The sequence below is a fragment of the Arthrobacter sp. TmT3-37 genome, from assembly GCF_054510835.1.
In genome coordinates this window covers 84,314-102,274 of sequence record NZ_JBTNDU010000005.1, presented here as the reverse complement: position 1 = coordinate 102,274, position 17,961 = coordinate 84,314, and the positions used below count along the sequence as shown (strand labels likewise).

Annotated in this window: 18 protein-coding genes, 2 tRNA genes and 1 other RNA gene; 9 read left to right on the top strand and 12 right to left on the bottom strand. The window is 68.7% G+C overall.

Annotation, left to right across the window (positions count from 1 at the left end; translation table 11 throughout):
* Positions 1–66: 66 nt before the first annotated feature.
* Together ACX80U_RS09110 and ACX80U_RS09105 are read right to left on the bottom strand one after the other, a co-directional pair.
* The gene (locus ACX80U_RS09110) at positions 67–735 is read right to left on the bottom strand and encodes a hypothetical protein (protein WP_459268155.1); all 669 of its coding nucleotides are present in this window, start codon (positions 733–735) and stop codon (positions 67–69) included.
* Positions 736–742: 7 nt separating this feature from the next.
* Entirely contained in the window at positions 743–1,207 is a 465-nt protein-coding gene (locus ACX80U_RS09105) for an acyl-CoA thioesterase (RefSeq protein WP_459268154.1), read from the bottom strand.
* Positions 1,208–1,408: 201 nt separating this feature from the next.
* Between ACX80U_RS09105 and tesB the strand changes: the two genes are divergently transcribed.
* The gene (tesB, locus tag ACX80U_RS09100; protein WP_133080643.1) at positions 1,409–2,329 is read left to right on the top strand and encodes an acyl-CoA thioesterase II; all 921 of its coding nucleotides are present in this window, start codon (positions 1,409–1,411) and stop codon (positions 2,327–2,329) included.
* A 128-nt stretch (positions 2,330–2,457) separates the two neighbouring features.
* Here the strand turns inward: tesB and ettA are convergent, their stop codons facing one another.
* Positions 2,458–4,140, bottom strand: coding sequence for an energy-dependent translational throttle protein EttA (ettA, locus tag ACX80U_RS09095; RefSeq protein WP_459268153.1), 1,683 nt, complete (start codon positions 4,138–4,140; stop codon positions 2,458–2,460).
* A 56-nt stretch (positions 4,141–4,196) separates the two neighbouring features.
* Entirely contained in the window at positions 4,197–4,799 is a 603-nt protein-coding gene (gene ssb, locus ACX80U_RS09090; protein ID WP_459268152.1) for a single-stranded DNA-binding protein, read from the bottom strand.
* A gap of 195 nt (positions 4,800–4,994) precedes the next feature.
* On the opposite strand from ssb, the gene ACX80U_RS09085 reads away from it, so the two are divergent.
* On the top strand, positions 4,995–5,438 hold the full coding sequence (locus ACX80U_RS09085; protein WP_133080646.1) for a DUF6098 family protein: 444 nt from the start codon (positions 4,995–4,997) through the stop codon (positions 5,436–5,438).
* A gap of 74 nt (positions 5,439–5,512) precedes the next feature.
* Here ACX80U_RS09085 and ACX80U_RS09080 read toward each other — a convergent pair.
* The 3 genes from ACX80U_RS09080 to mptB all read right to left on the bottom strand — a co-directional run bounded on the left by ACX80U_RS09080 (position 5,513) and on the right by mptB (position 7,677).
* A tRNA-Arg gene (locus ACX80U_RS09080) sits at positions 5,513–5,585 on the bottom strand.
* Positions 5,586–5,653: 68 nt separating this feature from the next.
* Positions 5,654–6,073: a DUF3224 domain-containing protein gene (locus ACX80U_RS09075; RefSeq protein ID WP_133080647.1), complete on the bottom strand. Its 420-nt coding sequence runs from the start codon at positions 6,071–6,073 to the stop codon at positions 5,654–5,656.
* Positions 6,074–6,156: 83 nt separating this feature from the next.
* Entirely contained in the window at positions 6,157–7,677 is a 1,521-nt protein-coding gene (gene mptB, locus ACX80U_RS09070; RefSeq protein ID WP_208741324.1) for a polyprenol phosphomannose-dependent alpha 1,6 mannosyltransferase MptB, read from the bottom strand.
* A 319-nt stretch (positions 7,678–7,996) separates the two neighbouring features.
* Here mptB and orn point away from each other — a divergent pair, with 319 nt between their 5' ends.
* The 4 genes from orn to ACX80U_RS09050 all read left to right on the top strand — a co-directional run bounded on the left by orn (position 7,997) and on the right by ACX80U_RS09050 (position 10,692).
* Positions 7,997–8,599: an oligoribonuclease gene (orn, locus tag ACX80U_RS09065; RefSeq protein ID WP_208741325.1), complete on the top strand. Its 603-nt coding sequence runs from the start codon at positions 7,997–7,999 to the stop codon at positions 8,597–8,599.
* Positions 8,600–8,717: 118 nt separating this feature from the next.
* Positions 8,718–8,790, top strand: a tRNA-His gene (locus ACX80U_RS09060).
* A gap of 151 nt (positions 8,791–8,941) precedes the next feature.
* The gene (locus tag ACX80U_RS09055; protein ID WP_208741327.1) at positions 8,942–10,114 is read left to right on the top strand and encodes an acyl-CoA dehydrogenase family protein; all 1,173 of its coding nucleotides are present in this window, start codon (positions 8,942–8,944) and stop codon (positions 10,112–10,114) included.
* 5 nt (positions 10,115–10,119) lie between these two features.
* Entirely contained in the window at positions 10,120–10,692 is a 573-nt protein-coding gene (locus ACX80U_RS09050; RefSeq protein WP_208741329.1) for a peptide deformylase, read from the top strand.
* A gap of 33 nt (positions 10,693–10,725) precedes the next feature.
* On the opposite strand, the gene ACX80U_RS09045 is transcribed toward ACX80U_RS09050, so the two are convergent.
* The gene (locus ACX80U_RS09045) at positions 10,726–12,027 is read right to left on the bottom strand and encodes an MFS transporter (RefSeq protein WP_133080651.1); all 1,302 of its coding nucleotides are present in this window, start codon (positions 12,025–12,027) and stop codon (positions 10,726–10,728) included.
* 856 nt (positions 12,028–12,883) lie between these two features.
* Between ACX80U_RS09045 and ACX80U_RS09040 the strand changes: the two genes are divergently transcribed.
* On the top strand, positions 12,884–13,273 hold the full coding sequence (locus ACX80U_RS09040) for a DUF1643 domain-containing protein (RefSeq protein ID WP_459268151.1): 390 nt from the start codon (positions 12,884–12,886) through the stop codon (positions 13,271–13,273).
* Positions 13,274–13,360: 87 nt separating this feature from the next.
* Here the strand turns inward: ACX80U_RS09040 and rnpB are convergent.
* An RNA gene (gene rnpB / locus ACX80U_RS09035) (RNase P RNA component class A) lies at positions 13,361–13,757 on the bottom strand.
* An 80-nt stretch (positions 13,758–13,837) separates the two neighbouring features.
* Between rnpB and ACX80U_RS09030 the strand changes: the two genes are divergently transcribed.
* Positions 13,838–14,599 (top strand): YaaA family protein, encoded by a 762-nt coding sequence (locus ACX80U_RS09030; RefSeq protein WP_459268150.1) that lies wholly within the window; start codon positions 13,838–13,840, stop codon positions 14,597–14,599.
* A gap of 3 nt (positions 14,600–14,602) precedes the next feature.
* Here ACX80U_RS09030 and ACX80U_RS09025 read toward each other — a convergent pair whose 3' ends face one another.
* From ACX80U_RS09025 to ACX80U_RS09015, 3 genes are all read right to left on the bottom strand, one after another.
* On the bottom strand, positions 14,603–15,523 hold the full coding sequence (locus ACX80U_RS09025; RefSeq protein ID WP_459268207.1) for a reverse transcriptase-like protein: 921 nt from the start codon (positions 15,521–15,523) through the stop codon (positions 14,603–14,605).
* A gap of 17 nt (positions 15,524–15,540) precedes the next feature.
* Positions 15,541–16,284, bottom strand: coding sequence for a zinc ribbon domain-containing protein (locus tag ACX80U_RS09020; RefSeq protein ID WP_208741339.1), 744 nt, complete (start codon positions 16,282–16,284; stop codon positions 15,541–15,543).
* An 85-nt stretch (positions 16,285–16,369) separates the two neighbouring features.
* The gene (locus ACX80U_RS09015) at positions 16,370–17,296 is read right to left on the bottom strand and encodes a Nif3-like dinuclear metal center hexameric protein (protein ID WP_133080665.1); all 927 of its coding nucleotides are present in this window, start codon (positions 17,294–17,296) and stop codon (positions 16,370–16,372) included.
* A gap of 105 nt (positions 17,297–17,401) precedes the next feature.
* On the opposite strand from ACX80U_RS09015, the gene msrA reads away from it, so the two are divergent.
* Complete coding sequence (msrA, locus tag ACX80U_RS09010) at positions 17,402–17,926, top strand: peptide-methionine (S)-S-oxide reductase MsrA (protein ID WP_459268206.1); 525 nt, start codon at positions 17,402–17,404, stop codon at positions 17,924–17,926.
* The last annotated feature ends 35 nt before the right edge of the window (positions 17,927–17,961 follow it).

Here is a 17,961-nt window from a genome sequence, read left to right as displayed (position 1 = left end):
GCAGGTGACCCCGTCCCGGGGACTCGAGCGCTGGTGGTCGTGGCCGGAGTCGTCCTGGTGCGCTCCCTAGAGGATGGCTGCCGCGCGGACCAGGATGTGCCCGCGACGAGTGCTCAGGCGGGACCAGCGGCCGTTCGTGTGCAGCGTCGCCGTCCCGCCCGGCTCCAGGAACCCGAGACTGAAAGCCCCGAAGGCGGCTCCCGCCGGTACCGCGCCGGCTGCACCTGCGAGGGCCCGGCCCCACACGGCGGTCCGGGCGCTGCTCACGAGCGGGGCGCCCGCCCGGTCCGGCAGGCTGCGGGCCACTTCCCCGATGCCGTCCCTCGCAGCCCGGTCGAGGGCATCGCAGCCGATGGTCCCGGCGTGCTCCCAGCCGGAGCGGGGCGGCAGGACGCCGGCCCAGTTCTCCGTCGCCGTGACCGTCGGCACGGCGAACTCGACGTCGGTGTCCCCCATCCGGGCGAGCCGGTCGAGGACGGATCCCAGGGACACCGTGACATCCACGGCGGTCGCGGCGCCCGCGTCCGCCGCGAGCGCCATGGTGCGCAGGCCGAGAACCGTGGGGACAGGCTCCCCCAGCACCGTGGGGCGCAGGGTGCAGACATAGGCCGCGAGGACCGGGCCCGCCGCGACGAGCCGCATGCCGCCGTCGTCGTTGGCCCTGGCGCGCGCGGTGAAGGTCCGGAAGTCGGCGACGGTCTGCGGGTCCGCGAGGCGCACGAAGGGGGAGGTCATCCGGGTGCTACTTGCTGCGCGCACGGCGGAACGGGACGGCAGGGCCGGCCCAGGCGGAAAGGATGCGCTTCTGCGCCTCCGACAGGCGAACGGGTCGCCCGGTGCTCCGGCTGACCAGCACCATGGTGGTCGCAGCGATCGCGCTGGTGGTGCTTCCCTCGCTCTCCACGCGGTCCCGCACGGCATAGCCCAGTTCGAAGCTGGAGCCGCCGACGGCGGTCACCCAGAGGTCGACGGCGGCAGGTGTGGTGCTGAAGTTCAGCGGGGCCCGGTATTCGATCTCCTGCCGGCCCACGAGCGTGAAGTGATCGGCATCGACCAGGTCCATGAACGACCCGCCGGGCTGGGGCTCGCTCATCAGCAGCACGCGCGCGTCCTCGAGGAACTGCAGGAAACGGACGTTGTTGACGTGGCCGTAGGAGTCCTCGTCGCCGAACCGCAGCTGGAGGGGGATGGTGTGCACGGGAGACATAGGGCCATACTCTCAAAAGCTGCTCGGCCGGAGCGATCCGCAGGTCCCGTTCAGGCTCCGGTGTGAGCAACGCCATGCCGTCGTGCGACCGGCATGTTGAGCGCCGGTAGGACGGCGTCTACTGTCAGAAGATGCCCGGGACCGCCTCGCGCGGCTGCCGGGCTCCACTGCACCAGACGCCCTACGAGGAGACACCGAACCATGGCAGAACACGCGCCCCCGGCTGAAGCACCGGCGGAGGGAGGACCGCGGAAGGATCCGACGGCGACGCTCCTGGACCTCCTCGACCTCAGCAGTGCGGAGGGCGCCCAGACGGACGAGGAGATCTTCGTCGGGACCTCGGTCCGGCAGCCGAGCCGCCGCGTCTTCGGGGGGCAGGTGCTCGCGCAGTCGCTCGTCGCGGCGATGCGCACCGTGGAGCCCAGCCGGGACGTGCACTCGATGCACGCCTACTTCCTGCGTGCCGGGGATGCGGACCAGCCGATCACGTTCGGGGTGCAGCGCCTGCGGGACGGGCGCTCGTTCTCGGCGCGCCGCACGCACGCCTACCAGAACGGCGTGCCCATCCTGTCGATGATCGCTTCCTTCCAGGAGCCGGATGACGGGATCGTCCACCAGGACACGATGCCGGCGGACGTGCCGGACCCCGAGAGCCTGCCCTCGACGGTCGATCTCCTCGGCGGTTTCGACCACCCCGTGGCCCGCGCCTGGGCCTTCGACCGTCCATTCGACATCCGGCACATCGACGCTCCCCTGTACCTGTCCAACGAGGGGTCGCGGGAGCCACGGAACGCTGTGTGGATGCGCAGCCTCGGGCCGATGCCCGACGACCCCGACCTCCACCGCGCGGCCCTGGCGTACGCGAGTGACTACACCCTCCTGGAGTCCATCCTGAGGCCGCACGGGCTGAGCTGGATCCAGCCCGGCATGAGCGTGGCCAGCCTCGACCACGCGATGTGGTGGCATCGCCCGGTCCGCGTCGACGACTGGCTGCTCTACGTCCAGAGCTCCCCCAGCGCGTCGGGAGCCCGCGGGCTCGCTGCCGGACGCATCTACAACCGCAGCGGCGACCTCGTGGCCAGTGTGGCGCAGGAGGGCATGGTCAGGATTCCGTCCGCCTGAGGGATTCTGCCAGGTCCCGCCGGTGCCCGCGGGCTTGCAGGGCGCGGATTCGAGCGCATACAAGCGGATACCAAAGGAGGGACACGGCATGATGCCGTGTCCCTCCTTCGTATCCGGTCGCGGTGCCCCTAGTCGCGGGTGAGGCGGCGGTGCGTGACGCGGTGCGGCTTCGCGGCGTCCGGTCCGAGCCGCTCCACCTTGTTCTGCTCGTACGCGTCGAAGTTGCCCTCGAACCAGTACCAGTTGTCCGGGTCGTCCTCGGTGCCCTCGTAGGACAGGATGTGCGTTGCCACCCGGTCGAGGAACCAGCGGTCGTGCGAGACGACGACGGCGCAGCCGGGGAACTCGAGCAGTGCGTTCTCGAGGCTCGAGAGCGTCTCGACGTCGAGGTCGTTGGTCGGCTCGTCGAGGAGCAGGAGGTTGCCACCCTGCTTGAGCGTCATCGCGAGGTTCAGGCGGTTGCGCTCACCGCCGGAGAGCACGCCCGCCTTCTTCTGCTGGTCGGGTCCCTTGAAGCCGAACGCCGAGACGTAGGCGCGGGACGGCATCTCGACCTGGCCCACCTGGATGAAGTCGAGTCCGTCGGACACGACCTCCCACAGGGACTTGTTGGGGTCGATGCCTCCACGCGACTGGTCGACGTAGGAGATCTTCACCGATTCGCCGATGCGCAGTTCCCCGCCGTCGAGGGGCTCGAGGCCCACGATGGTCTTGAACAGCGTGGTCTTGCCGACGCCGTTGGGACCGATGACGCCGACGATGCCGTTGCGGGGCAGCGAGAAGGACAGTTCGTCGATGAGGACGCGGTCGTCGTACCCCTTGCGCAGGTTGCGCGCTTCGATGACCTGGCTGCCGAGCCTCGGGCCCGGCGGGATCTGGATCTCCTCGAAATCGAGCTTCCTCGTGCGCTCGGCCTCCGCTGCCATCTCCTCGTAGCGGTTCAGGCGTGCCTTGGACTTCGTCTGGCGGCCCTTGGCATTCGAGCGGACCCACTCGAGCTCCTCGGTGAGACGCTTCGACAGCTTCTGGTCCTTCTTGCCTTGGACCTCGAGGCGCGCGCGCTTCTTCTCGAGGTAGGTCGAGTAGTTGCCCTCGTAGGGGTAGAGGTGCCCCCGGTCCACCTCCGCGATCCATTCGGCCACGTGGTCGAGGAAGTACCGGTCGTGGGTGACGGCCAGGACGGCACCGGCGTAGGACTTCAGGTGCTGCTCCAGCCAGAGGACGCTCTCGGCGTCGAGGTGGTTGGTGGGCTCGTCGAGGAGCAGGAGATCCGGCTTCTGCAGCAGGAGCTTGCACAGTGCCACACGGCGGCGCTCACCGCCAGACAGCACACGCACATCGGCCTCCGGCGGCGGGCAGCGCAGTGCATCCATGGCCTGCTCGAGCTGGGAGTCGAGGTCCCAGGCGTCGGCGGCATCGATCGCTTCCTGCAGCCTGCCCATCTCGTCGAGCAGCGTGTCGAAGTCGGCGTCGGGGCTGGCCATCTCCTCGGAGATCTCGTTGAACCGCTGGATCTTCCCGTAGATCTCGCCGACGCCCTCCTGGACGTTGCCGAGTACGGTCTTCTCCTCGTTCAGGGGCGGTTCCTGCAGGAGGATCCCTACGGTGTAGCCGGGGCTCAGGCGCGCTTCGCCGTTCGACGGGGTGTCGAGGCCCGCCATGATCTTCAGGATGGTCGACTTACCGGCACCGTTCGGTCCGACGACGCCGATCTTCGCTCCGGGGAAGAAGGACATGCTGACGTCGTCGAGGATGACTTTGTCGCCAACGGCCTTGCGGGCCTTGGTCATTGTGTAGATGAATTCCGCCATGCGTCTAAGGCTAGTGGTTGCCCACCGTGTTCTCCCATTCGGGGCGGCCTGCGACGCTAGAACGGCGCGGACGCCTCCTGCAGCACCTCGGTCCGGTTGCCCGTGTCCGCTCCACCACCCGATCCGGCCGCCACCCCCTCCGCGAGCTGTCCTGCATCGTCGTCCGAGGACGCTCTGGCGGAGGGAGCGCCGTACACCTCGCCGGTGGCGGCGTCGACTCCGTCGGGGACGCCGTCATCCCCCGGGATGTCCGTCGTCTGCTCGTCCGCGCCGACGCCGGGCTGCGCCTCGGAACGGTCGGCGGCTGTCCGCCGGAAGTTCGCGGTGCCCCACATCAGGTCGTGGCCGGCGGTGTCCGCATCGATCTCGACGGACGTGCCGGTCCGTCCTTGCGCGTTGATCCACGGGCGGATCTTCAGTCGCCCGGTGACGATCACGCGGTCGCCCTTCCTGATGCTCGCTCCGGCGTTGGTGGCGAGCTGACGGAACATCGAGACGGAATACCAGTTGGTGTGGCCATCGACCCACGCGTTGGTTTCCTTATCGAACCGGCGTTCGGTGGAGCACATGCGGAATCCTGCGATGGGCAGCCCGCTCTGGGCCAGGGTGAGGCGCACGTCGGTCGCCACGTAGCCCCGCACGGTGATGATGTCGGTCATGATTCGTCCTTCCGGTGGTGTCGAGGGCGGCGGTACCTTCCCGCCCGGCTCAAGTCTCGAGGGGCCGACACCGGGGCGGAGGCCGGACCAGTCCTATGTGGACAACGCCTAGATCACCGGGGGGCGGAGCGGAAGCCCGGCAGGAGTACCAATTACTCCTTGAGGCGGTCGGACCGGGATTCCTAGCGTGGAGGTATGGACACCGCATCACCTCCCCAGGCCACCGCAACCCACCAGCGCATGATCGGCACGCTCCGCGAGCTGGTCGATCTCGTCCAGGGCTCGGAGACGGTGTACCTGCGTTATTCGTGCGGCTTCGAGGCCGACCGCGACTCGAACAGCAGGGACGGGGAGAGCGGACTCGCCCTGCCGGGCCTGTCCGTCAACCCGCTGACGCCCGAGGAGTGGTGGACGCGGCCCCTGGAGGACTGGCTGGCACGGCAGATCTGCCAGTACCGGCATCTGGCGGAGGACGAGGAGCGCTTCCCCTGGGTGCTCACCGGATCGTGCGTGGGCCGCGGTCCCGATTGCGAGCCCTTGCTCGCCGACGTGAAACCCCTCGGCAGGCTTCACGGGGACCTTCTGCAGGAGGCCGGACGCGTGTACGACGAGAACTTCGACACGGGCAACCGCCCCTAGGCGGGCGCCCGCCACCGAGCATCACAGGCGGGACGGGAAAGGGCCGGACACCATGGTGTCCGGCCCTTCTCCCGTGCCCCCGGCAGGATTCGAACCTGCGACCAGAGGATTAGAAGGCCCCTGCTCTATCCCCTGAGCTACGGAGGCAGTCCGTCCAGTTTACTATGGGCCGTTCCGGCCCGTCCCAGCGCCGCGGACGGCGGCCGTGGGGACCGCTATGCCTCGTCCTCGGCGAAGGCCACCCTCAGCTCGAGGCGATGCTGGCCGTCCGGATCCTGCGAGTAGATCGCCTTGCCCGAGATACCCCGGAGTCCCTCCGTCCCCGAGCCGGGGATGATGTGCCCCGAACTGGCCGCATCGGCTCCTTCGGCGACACCCCAGTGCTGGACGGTCATCGAGCCGGTCCTGTCCCCCACCGTCCCGACGAACTGTTCCGACGCAACATAGCCTGCGCCGACGTCGTTCCCGGCCATCAGCAGTTCCGCGGTGCTCGTGCCGCTGATCTCCCCCTCGAACACCTTCGCGGCGCGCACGCGTGACAGTTCTCCGGTGCTGCCGGGCTCCGAGTAGGGTTCGGCGTCCCAGGCGGTGATCTCGAACTCGCCGCTGTACGTCGTCGTTCCTGTTTCAATCATCTGCATAGTATTGCCGCTCATCGCCCGTACCGCATGCCGGAATCCGACGGAGGGCGGTACGGCGGGTCCGCTGCGCGGGCAAGTCAGCGCAGTTGCCCGGGTGACAGCGGGCGGTAACGACGGCGGAACAGGACCTTCGTGCTGCGGTCCACGAAGACGAGGTAGAGCGCGAATCCGAGCGCGACGACGGCTGCCACCTGGCGTGCCATCATCAGGCTGAGGTCGAAGTACGGGAAGATATCCAGCTGGTCCGTGATGGCATACACCATGAAGAAGGCCACCGTGAGGTAGAGGAACTTCACCTGCCAGTCATTCCGGATACCCGTGACCGCGAACAGCGGGATGAGCCACACCACGTACCAGGACTGGATCATCGGCGAGAGGACGACGACGGCCGCGAATGCTATGGCGAGCCGGCGGACCAGCCGGCTGTGGTCGCCGCGGAAGATCTGGAGCGCGATGATCACCAGCGAGCCCAGCCGCGCCAGGGTGTGGAACACGCCGGCGAGGTCCCAGCCGGGAAGGCCGACGGCGTCGCCTAGCGTCGCGATGACCAGCCCGATGAACCCGATCGGCGCGTACCAGATCCAGACGCTGCCCGGAGTGCTGAGCGCACCCACCCAGCCGAACCCGAAGGTGTTCACGAGGCCCATGACCCACAGGATGCCGAGGGACAGTCCGGCCGTGAGGAACCAGTAAAGGAACCGCCTCGGCCAGGACGCACCCTTGCCCGCCCACATCAGCCCCACGAACGGCAGGAAGATCAGGGTGATCGGCTTGATGCCGACGGACAGGGTGATCAGCAGGATGCCCAGGAGCGGCCGCTTCGTCGCCGCGAGGTACAGCCCGGCGAGTGCGAGTCCGATCATCAGGGAATCGTTGTGGATGGCGGCGACGAAGTTGATCAGGAACAGCGGGTTGGCGACGGAGAGCCAGAGCGCGCGGTTCGGATTGATGGAGTGGAGCTGCGCGAGTTTCGGGACGATGTAGACGCAGAGGGCCACACCGATGAGGGCGACGACCCGGAACAGGATGATCGAGGTGTCCGGGTGCCCGCCCGTGATGCGGACGATCCCCTCCTCGATCCAGAGGAAGACCGGCCCGTAGGGCGTGGGGCTCTGCGCCCAGAGATCGTCGGCGCCGATCTGCAGATAGTTGGAGATCTGGGAGTAGCCGTCCACGTAGGGATTCAGCTTGGCCACCATGACCTGGCCCTGGGCGATGTAGGCGAAGACGTCCCGGCTGAACAGCGGCAGCGCGGCTGCGAGCGGGATCGTCCACGCGATGATCGCCCGGAGCAGGTACGGGCGGGTCTCATCCGACCAGCCGTTGAGCCGCTGGCCCAGCCGGAGCCACGCCCGGATCAGGAGCATGCCGCCCAGCGCCAGGAGCAGCACGGACAGCACGGCACCGGCCGGCTCGAAACGGAGCCAGATGATCACGGGGTTGCGGCGGAGCTCCGCCGAGGCGAGGGAGAGCCAGCCGACGCCGAGCGACCCCATCCACATCAGCAGGGACCCGATGAACCCCTGCACCACGGCGACATTGGGATGATGCGGGCCCGGCTGCGTCTCGACCTCGGTGAGCGGGACCTGGGCGGGCATCTGGGAAATCCAATCGTCGGCAAGCAGAAGGGGCGGGAACGCCCATGTCCTCAGGCCGTCAGCCGGGGGCTGGACGGCGGGCATACCGCAGAGCGGTGCCCTGGCCGGAAGCAGCAGGGTTACCCAGATCTCCCCGCAGCCCTGAGCGAACTGTTCGAATATTAGCACCGGCACCAGGGGCTGCCGGGGAAGGGCACAGGGCCCATCCCCGTCGACAGGCCCGCCGATGCGTGGGCCGACACGGGGGGGGTCGACACGTGGGCCGACACCGCGGTTCCCGCCGCCGGGAAGCGTCCCTACCGGGCGGTACATTGGTCGGATGCCGATATCGAGTGAACACATCGTCTGGATCGACTGCGAGATGACGGGGCTGGACCTCGTGAACGACGCCCTGATCGAGGTCGCCGTCCTCGTCACCGACGCCGAGCTCAACATCCTGGGCGACGGCGTGGACGTGGTGATCAAGCCCACGCCCGAGGCCCTGGCCCAGATGGGCGACTTCGTGCGGAACATGCACACGACGTCGGGCCTGCTCGAGGAGCTCGACGGCGGGATCCCCATGGCGGAGGCCGAGCAGCAGGTCCTCGACTACATCCGGACATGGGTGCCGGAGCCGCGCAAGGCCCAGCTCGCCGGCAATTCCGTGGGCACGGACCGGAACTTCCTCGTGCGTGACATGCCGAGCGTCGTCGACCACCTGCACTACCGGATCATCGATGTGTCGACCATCAAGGAACTGGCGCGCCGCTGGTACACCCGCGCCTACTTCCAGGCCCCGGCGAAGACCGGTGGGCACCGCGCCCTGGGCGACATCGAGGACTCGATCCGGGAGTTGCGCTACTACCGCGCCGCCGTCTTCGTTCCCGCACCCGGACCCGACTCCGCGACCAGCAAGGCCATCGCCCGCACGATCGCTCCCTGACGCCCTGCGCTCCACCGGCGGTCCGGAGCACGGGAAAAAGTGTGTAAACTTGTATCCGCTGCCTTTCGCAGACAGCCTGGCCGGAGATCCTCGGTCTGGCTGGCGGCGAAGACACATGGTGGGTATAGCTCAGTTGGCAGAGCGCCTGGTTGTGGTCCAGGAGGTCGCGGGTTCAACCCCCGTTACTCACCCTCAGTTGCCAGGGAAGACCCTGGCCACCTATGCCGTCCCGGAGACCGTCCGGGACGGCATATGTATTTCCGGCCCAGCACGCCCGCCCCGGAGGGCAGCCATGACGGTCTGCGTGATCCTCCGGTCGACAGCAACGAAGGACCAAGAACGATGGAACGCACGGTGTTCGAAGAAGATCACGAGCTTTTCCGCGATGTCGCCCGCGAATTCAACGAACGCGCCGTCGCCCCCCACTACGCGGGCTGGGACCAGCAGCACATGATGGACCGGTCGGTGTGGACGGCGGCGGGAGAGCAGGGACTGCTCGGACTGGCCGTCCCCGAGGAGTTCGGCGGCGCGGGGATGCCGGACTACCGGTTCCGCGCCGTGCTCGACGAGGAATTCGCCCGCAGCAACCACCTCGCCGTCGGACTCGCCTTCCACCTGCATGACGACCTCGTCCTGCCGCACCTGCTGGCCCATGGCTCCGACGACCTCAAGGAGCGCTGGCTGCCGGGCATGGTCTCGGGCGAGATCGTGACGTCCTGCGCGTGGACCGAGCCCGGCGCCGGCAGCGACCTCCGCGGCATCCGCACCAAGGCGGTGCGTGACGGCGACGACTGGCTCATCACAGGACAGAAGGTCTTCATCGGCAACGGCATCAGCGGTGATGCCTCACTCGTCCTCGCCCGCACGGACGGCAGCTCGGGTCGCGGCTCCAGCGACTCCTTCTCCCTGTTCATGGTGCGCAGGGGCGAGGGGTACACCCCCGGCCGCCAACTGGACAAGATGGGGCTGCGGGCCTCCGACACCGCCGAACTGTTCTTCGACAATGTGCGCGTGCCCGGCGCCGATCTCGTCGGTGAGGTGGGACAGGGTCTCCGCTACAGCCTCGAACAGATACCCCAGGGCCGCCTCGGCATCGCCGTCGCGGCCGCAGCCCTCGCACGTGCCTCCTACGAGCAGACGGTGCGGTACGTGACCGACCGGAGTGCCTTCGGCGAGCGTGTGCTCGACTTCCAGGCGACGCGCCACGTCCTCGCCGATGTCCTGACGGAGGTCGAGGTGACCGAGACCTTCGTCGACCGGGCGGTGCTGGCCTTCAACGCCGGATCGCTCACCCCCACGGCCGCCGCGCAGGCCAAGCTGTGGGCGAGCGAGCGGGCCAAGTCCATCACGGACCGGTGCCTGCAGCTGCACGGCGGCTACGGCTACATCCTCGAGTATCCGGTGTCGCAGGCCTTTTTGGCCGCGCGGCTGCTGACCATCTTCGGCGGCACGAGCGAGATCATGCGCGAGTCCATCGGGCGGTCGATCGCCGGCCGCCCCACGCAGAACAGGTAGGTCCCATGGCTGTCCACCCCATCACCATCACGGGCGAACCGGTCCTCCATCGGCGTGCCCAGCCGGTCGAGGCCTTCGACGACGAGCTGCGCACGCTGATCGCCGACATGTTCGAGACCATGGACGTCGCCAACGGCGTGGGCCTCGCGGCGCCGCAGATCGGCGTGGGACTGCGCATCTTCGTCTACGGCATGGAGAACGACGACGGCGTCGCCGCGCGCGGCGTGCTCGTCAATCCGACGCTCGTGACCTCGAAGGTGCCCGGATCCGATCCGGACCCGGACGAGGAGTCCGAGGGCTGCCTCTCCGTCCCCGGGGAGGCGTTCCCGCTCAAGCGCGCCGACTGGGCACGGGTCTCCGGGTTCGACGGCGACGGAGCCCCGGTCGAGTTCGAGGCGACGGGCTGGTTCGCCCGGTGCATGCAGCACGAGTACGACCACCTGGACGGGAAGCTGTACGTCGACCGCCTCGACAACCGGCAGTCCAGGAAGGCCAAGAAAGCCCTCAAGAACCACGGGTGGGGCGTGCCCGGGCTCACCTGGATGCCCGGCGTCGATCCCGACCCGTTCGGCCACTAGGACACCGGTCCCGCGTGGGCCCGCTCATCCCGGTCAGGCGTTCTCGGACGCGCCGAGACGATCGGCGGTGTCGGCGGGCACGGGAGCCTCGGAGAGGTCCTCCAGCCGCCGGACACGGCGCAGCGGCCCGAGCAGGGCGACGAGCGGAGCGCCGCACGCGATGACGACGCCGATGAGGATCCCATCGCGGATCCCGACGGTCTCCGCCAGGATGCCGGCGATCAGGCTCGCCAGTGCGAGCATCCCCCAGCTCACCGTCCGGGATGCGGCACCGAGGCGGCCCATCATCCCCGGCGGGCAGACCCGCTGCCGGAAGCTGGAGCCGACCACGATGTTCCAGGCGACACTCGCGCCCATCACGAACATCCCGATGATCCCCCACGTCATCCCCCACCCGGGTGTGAGGATCAGGAGCGAGGCATAGCCGAGGACGCCGGGGACCATCGACCAGCGCCAGAGCGGGCCGGAGCCGAAACGCTCCCCGAGCGCATTGGCGGTGACCCCGCCGACCGCTCCGCCGAGAGAGGCAGCCGCCAACAGAAGACCGAGCCACACCTCCGATTCCCCGATCGTCCTCAGCACCAGCAGGACCAGCAGGGAGGCCACGATGTTGCCGCCGAGGTTCCACAGGGCGGCGTTGAAGAGGATGGCCCGCAGGGGGCCCGTGCTGAAGGTGTACCGCAGGCCGTCGTACATCTCCCGCAGGATCCTCCGGTCGCTCTGCGGCTGCACCACCTCCTTGACGTCGAGGCGCTGGACGGCGACGAGGGACACGATCGAGGTCGCCACCTGGACGAGCAGGGAGTTCGATGCCCCCGCCGAGCTCGTGAGCCACCCCGCGACGGAGCGACCCGCCGCGTCGGCCGCGGCCCCGGAACCGGTGATGAGCCCGTTGCCCTCCATCAGCTCATTCGGCGTCACGGCCTGCTGCACCAGGGCGGCGTCGGCCAGCTGGAAGAACACGGACGTCACTCCCACGACGAATGCCGTTCCGAACAGCAGCGGCACGCTGAGGAACCCCAGCCAGTACCCGAGGGGCAGGAGACCGAGCACGAGGACCCGCACGACGAGCGAGGCGAGCATCACCGGCTTCCGGGGCAGCCGGTCCACCCATACGCCGATGACGAGGCCGAGGAGGAGCCAGGGAAGGAAGGTCATCCCGGCGAGCGCCGCGACCTCGAAGTTGCCGGCCTGCAGTTCCACTGCGGCGATCACCGGCAGCGCGACGGCTGCCACGGCGTTCCCGAGCACGCCCGAGGTGCTCGAGACCATGAGGGCGCGGAAGTTGCGGTTGCGCACCAGCAGGTGTCTGTCTCCGGTACCGCCAGCGCTCATCCGATCACCCTAGTCGAGGCGGCGTGCCGTCTCCGGACGGAATGGTCCAATGCACGGCTCCACTTCGGCAGCTCTTGACCGCCGGAGGAGCACGACCGATAATAGTTCGTTTCGGCAATGACCATTCGGACTCCCATCGGAAAGTTCCCGATTCCTCCCTTGGCTTACCGGGGCCCGATCCGATTGCCGAGCCTCGACGGGAAGCGGAAAATGGAGCGTGGAGGCCGTCCCGCGGTCGTTCCCCAGCAGTACCGCTGTGGATGACCTCCAGAGGCGGCTATAGACGCCGGGCGGTCCCCCTACCTCTTGAGACCGGGTACGGGGGACCGTTTTCCGCCCTGGCGCGGCCGTTACCGAGGTGAACGGGCCAACCCCGAAGCCCCAGCAGTGGGTCGGCCCGTTCATACCGTCGCGTTTGCGTACGAGACCCACGGCGGTTCCCATAGAGTAGGCCGACCTGCGGCGCGGAACAACGTGCGACGCGCCGGACGCTCGACTGTTGCCGATTCGGTATCCGCCGGCGGGTCGTGCCGTGCGGGAGGGAGCGCGTCAGTACGACAGTTCGTCGGGTCCCGCGAGCACCACGAGGTTGTCTCTCAGCCGACGCACACATCGGGTGACGGCCATGACGCACTTCTTCAAGATCTCCATTGATCTCCGCATTTCCCTCGAGTTGCCGGGAGTAAGCCCCTCCCCTGTTTGTACGCCCGAATGCTGCGGAAAGAGCGAGTAGTCGCCACTGCAATGCGCACGGCGGACACCTGCTTACTCAGCGCGGCTACTGCGCTGAGGTCGACCGGCGAGTGGCCCGGCACGGCGTGCATAGCCGGGCCGCGACCGGAAGCGAGGGTCCGAGATGACCGGCATAGGTACGCCGACTCGACAGGACTTCCCGACGATCCGGCGCTGCATCGGTTACGCGCGAGCCCTCGGTCTGGACGGACTCCGCGTCATCAACCTCTTCGCGCTTCGCTCCACCGATCCTAAAGGCCTCCGCATCCACGCGGACCCGATCGGGCCGCGCAATGACGAGATCCTCACTCATTGCATGCGGACACTTCCCGTCGACTTCATGGTCGCAGCCTGGGGAGCTGACGACTTCGCCATCCACCGAGCGAAGGCAGTCCACGCGATGGCAGCCTCCCACGGCATCACCCTCAAATGCTGGGGCAGGACCAAGAACGGCCACCCGGGTCACCCGCTCTACCTTCGGCGGGACGCCGCTCTGAGCGAGTGGACCCCATGATGGGCTCCGCACCGTTCATCGATGACCGGAGACGTTGGAGGTGTCCCGGGGAAGGCGCCGCAATCAGCGTTCTATCGGGGCCGGTGCGGGATGGGTCGACCGATACGCCGGGTTCTGTCATCGCGCGCCGTTACCGTCGCGCGAGTGGCGGCCATCCATCTACGAACGCCGTTGCCGACGCCCTCCAGCGGCCTACCCGTGCACTCGGGCGGGCAGCCCTCGAACGCGCACTGTCTGGCCTTGCTCCGGGTGGGGTTTACCGAGCCATGCCGGTCACCCGGCATGCTGGTGGTCTCTTACACCGCCTTTTCACCCTTACTGACCGTGAGGACCGAAGCCTTCAGCGGTCAGCGGTCTCTTTTCTGTGGCACTGGCCTGCGGGTTACCCCGAGTGGGCGTTACCCACCACCCTGCCCTGCGGAGCCCGGACGTTCCTCGGTGGAGCGGTGCGGACACCGTCCAACGCGGCCGCCTGGTCGACCCATCCAGGAACCATTCTAGGCGGCCCGGCCGGGAGCCGGGTGCACGGGGCCAAGGGCTGCACGGGTTGGGTACAGTGGATCGGTGCTGATCCTGCTTCCCCCGTCCGAAGGTAAGTCCGCCGCCCGCAGGGGCGGCCCGGTGCGGCTGGACAACCTGCACTTCCCCGAACTTAATCCCGCCCGCCGGACGGTCCTCGCCGCCCTGAAGGACGCCAGCGGTGCGGACGACGCGCATGCGGTGCTCGGCGTCGGGGAGTCCCTGGCCGCCGATGTGGCCCGGAATCTGGTGCTCGACGTCGCCCCCGCCGCTCCGGCCCACGACGTCTACGCAGGAGTCCTCTACGACGCCCTCGGGTACGCCGGTTTGACGCCGGTGCAGAAGCGCAAGGCCCGCGAGTGGTGCGTCGTCGTCTCCGCACTGTGGGGCGCCATCGGGTTCGGCGACCCGATCCCTGCGTACCGGCTGTCGATGTCGGTGGACCTGCCGGGCACGGGGCGGCTCGCAGGCTACTGGCGGAAGCACCTCGGTGACGCCCTGGCGCAGCACGCGGGAACCGGGCTGGTCGTCGACTGCCGGTCGAGCACCTACGCCGCGGCCTGGGCTCCCCCACCGCTGCAGAGTGCCGCGGTCAACGTGTTCCAGGTGCGCGGCGGCAAGCGCACGGTCGTCTCCCACTTCGCGAAGCACACGCGCGGCGAACTGGCCCGCCACCTGCTGACGCGGCGGGGAGCGGCACCGGCGACGCCCGAGGCCCTGCTCCGGGCAGCCCGCGAGAAGTGGACGGCGGAGCTCGTACCGGCGACCGCGCGCAGACCGGCCCAGCTCGACATCGTGCTCGACTGAGCCTCAGTCCGCGACCAGCTCCACTTCGAAGCCCTCGGCGTTCTCGAGGTAGGCCGCGTAGTGGTCCGGTCCGCCGGCGAACGGGTGCCGGTCCGCGAACATCAGCGACCACCCGTGGCTTGCCGCGCGGCGCGCCAGCAGGTCGACGTCGGCCCTGGACCCGGCACGGAACGCGAGGTGGTTCACCCCGGGACGACGGCGGTCGGAACCGCCCGGCACCACGTCGGGTCCGCTCTCCAGGACGACGTAGAACTCGTCGGAGCCATAGCGGACACCGTCCTTCCAGGCTTCCCCGCGCGGGAAGCCCAGCCGTTCGAGCAGCCAGCCCAGGCTCTTCTCCGCGGAAGCGAGATCCTGGGTCCACACCTCGAGGTGGTGGAGCCTGCCCGCCGGTCGCGGCAGCTCCTCCGATGCGGCGGCCTCCGGTTCCGCAGCGGATTTCGCCGCAGCGCGCGGCTTCCACTCGACGCCGGCCATGCCGGCGTCCATCGCCTCGTTGGAGAGCCGGTCGGCGTCCTTGTTGCGTTCGCGCGGGATCCATTCGTAGGTCACCCGACGGGGATCCAGGACCTTCCGCGCCTTGGCGGCGAGCACGCGCATGTCGGCGTGCTTGATCTGCCACCGCCCGGACATCTGCTCGACCACGAGCTTGGAGTCCATCTTCACGTGCACGGACGCGCCGGGGTTGATCTCGCGTGCCAGTTCCAGTCCCGAGACGAGGCCGGAGTACTCGGCGACGTTGTTCGAGGCCTTGCCGATGTAGGCGGCCTTCTCGACCAGGATCCGGCCGGTGTCGGGATCGCGGACAAGGGCACCGTACCCGGCATGCCCGGGGTTGCCACGGGACCCGCCGTCCGCCTCGACGACGAGTCGCGTGGGCGCACCCGCCGTCGCCTGGTCGTCGCGTGCATGGGGGTCGAACAACTGCTGTTCCGTCACGGCTACTGGTTCCCCCAGTCACCGGAACGGACCAGGATGCACCCGGAGTCGGGGCAGAGCACGACGTCGTCGGGTGCCGCACCGGAGATGTCGGCGAGGTCACCCGGACTCAGCTGCATCCCGGACCCCTCGGACTTGCCGTGGAACAGGCGGGCGGCACCGACGCCGCGCTTGGCGAGGATCCGCTCATAGATGGCCAGGAGCCCGGAATCGAACGTCGAGGCGAGCTCGTTGCGGCGTGCCTGCACGTCGACCCGCTGCAGCTCGATGTCGGCGAGCTCGATGTCGCGTGCCTCCTCGAGGGCGCGGAGCTCGGCACGGACCGCATCCGTGCGGCCCTGCACCTCGGCCTGCGCGGTGCGTGCCGCCTCCACCCGTTCCATGACGTCCAGCTCGACGTCTTCGAGGTCCGAGCGCCGCTTCGTCAGGGATGCGACCTCGTGCTGCAGCGCCGTCAGGTCCTTCGAGGTGCCGGTACCGCTGTTCAGCCGCTTCTCGTCCCGCTCCAGCCGGTTCACGACCGACTGCACCTCGTCCTCCGCACGCGTCAGTTCGCGCTGGAGGTCGCCCAGCTCGGTGGTGGCGCGCACGAGCTCGCCGTCGACCTCACTGACCCGGGCGGCGACGACGCCGAGCTCGGGATTGCCGCGCGCAGCAGCGGCCTGCCGTGTGAGTTTGTTGAGGGTCGAATCGAGGGCCTGCAGGTCGAGCAGGCGGAGTTGTTCCTCGGGTGCAGCCTTGGCCACGATTAACCTCCAGATGGGACGGACGGGGCACGACGAGCGGGCGTGGGCGTCGTCCCAGCCTAGGCCACGGCGCCCTTCCCGGTCGTCAGTGACCGGGAGTGAGGACGAAGTCCCACGGGTCGGTGTTGACCCCGCTGACCCGGATGTCGGTCGCGAAGCCCTGGTCGGAGAGCATCGTGCCCAGGGCGTCGGCGGCGGGCGTGAGCCACAGCCATTCACTGCCGAAGTGGGAGACGTCCACGAGGTAGGGGGTACCGCCGGCGGCCGCCTCCCTCACTTCGGAGGCAGGATGGTGCCTCAGGTCGGCCGTCACGTAGACGTCGGCATGGCTGGCCCGGACGTGCTCGAACAGGGAGTCTCCCGCGCCTCCGCACACCGCGATCCGGCGGACCAGCGCGTCCTTGTCCCCGGCGACCCGCACGCCACCGGCGACGGCCGGCAGGATGGAGAAGACCGCCTCCGCGAAGGCCCCGAGCGCTACCGGTTCCTCGAGGTCCCCGACGCGCCCGATTCCTTCCTCCGGCAGCCCGTCCGCAGCGGGAACCAGGGGCTCGACATCACGCAGCCCGAGGGCGTCCGCCAGGACGTCGGACACGCCGCCGACGGCGCTGTCCCCGTTGGTGTGGACGGTGACCAGGGCGCACCCTGCCTCGATCAGGCGATGGACCGCCTCGCCCTTGAAGCCGGACGCGGCGACGGAGGAGACGGGCTTCAGCAGGAGGGGATGGTGGGAGACGATCATCGTGGCTCCCCAGCCCAGCGCCTCGTCCAGGACGGCAGCGGTGGGATCGACGGTGAACAGGATCTTCGCCGCCCGGTTCCCCGACCGGCCCGCGACGAGCCCGACCGCGTCCCAGCCCTCGGCGAGGCTCTCCGGCCACAACTCCTCGATGGCACGGAGGACGTCTCCCACGGTCGGCGCCGGGACTCCCTGCGCGGCACCGTCGCCCTTGCGGGAGGCCCACGCAGTGCCGGACGGAGCGACACCGCGGCCGTGCTCGTGCTGTTCCATGACACCAGTAATACCCGCCGCCGGCGGCCCCTCCAACTCAGCACCGTCCGCTGGGGGCTGATCGGCACCGGGAATCATCGGAGCGTGCCACGCATTGACAAGGACATGGAGACTTTCGTGCTTGGAGGGGGCTGTTTCTGGTGCCTCGATGCCCTTTACCAGAAGACCCGCGGTGTCACCGAAGTGGTGTCCGGCTACACGGGAGGCCACACGAAGCACCCCGATTACGACTCCGTCTGCTCCGGCATGACCGGTCACGCCGAGGTGGTCGCGGTGGCGTTCGACGAGTCCGTGATCCCGGAGGACGTCATCCTCGACATGTTCTTCGTGTCCCATGACCCCACCACGCTGAACCGGCAGGGCTACGACGTCGGCACGCAGTACCGCAGCGTCATGTACTACCAGGACGCCGAGCAGAAGGCACTGTTCGAGGACGCGATCAGCCGCAACCAGCAGAACTGGAAGAACCCGATCGTGACCGAGGTCAGCAGGCTCCCGGAGTTCCACGTGGCGGAGGACTGGCACCAGAACTACTACGCGAAGCACCCCGAGCAGGGCTACTGCCAGGTGATCATCAACCCCAAGCTGTCGAAGGCCCGGAAATATTACGCCCAGTGGCTCGCCGCGTAGGCTCACCGGACCCCACCCGTTAAGCTGACCGCCGT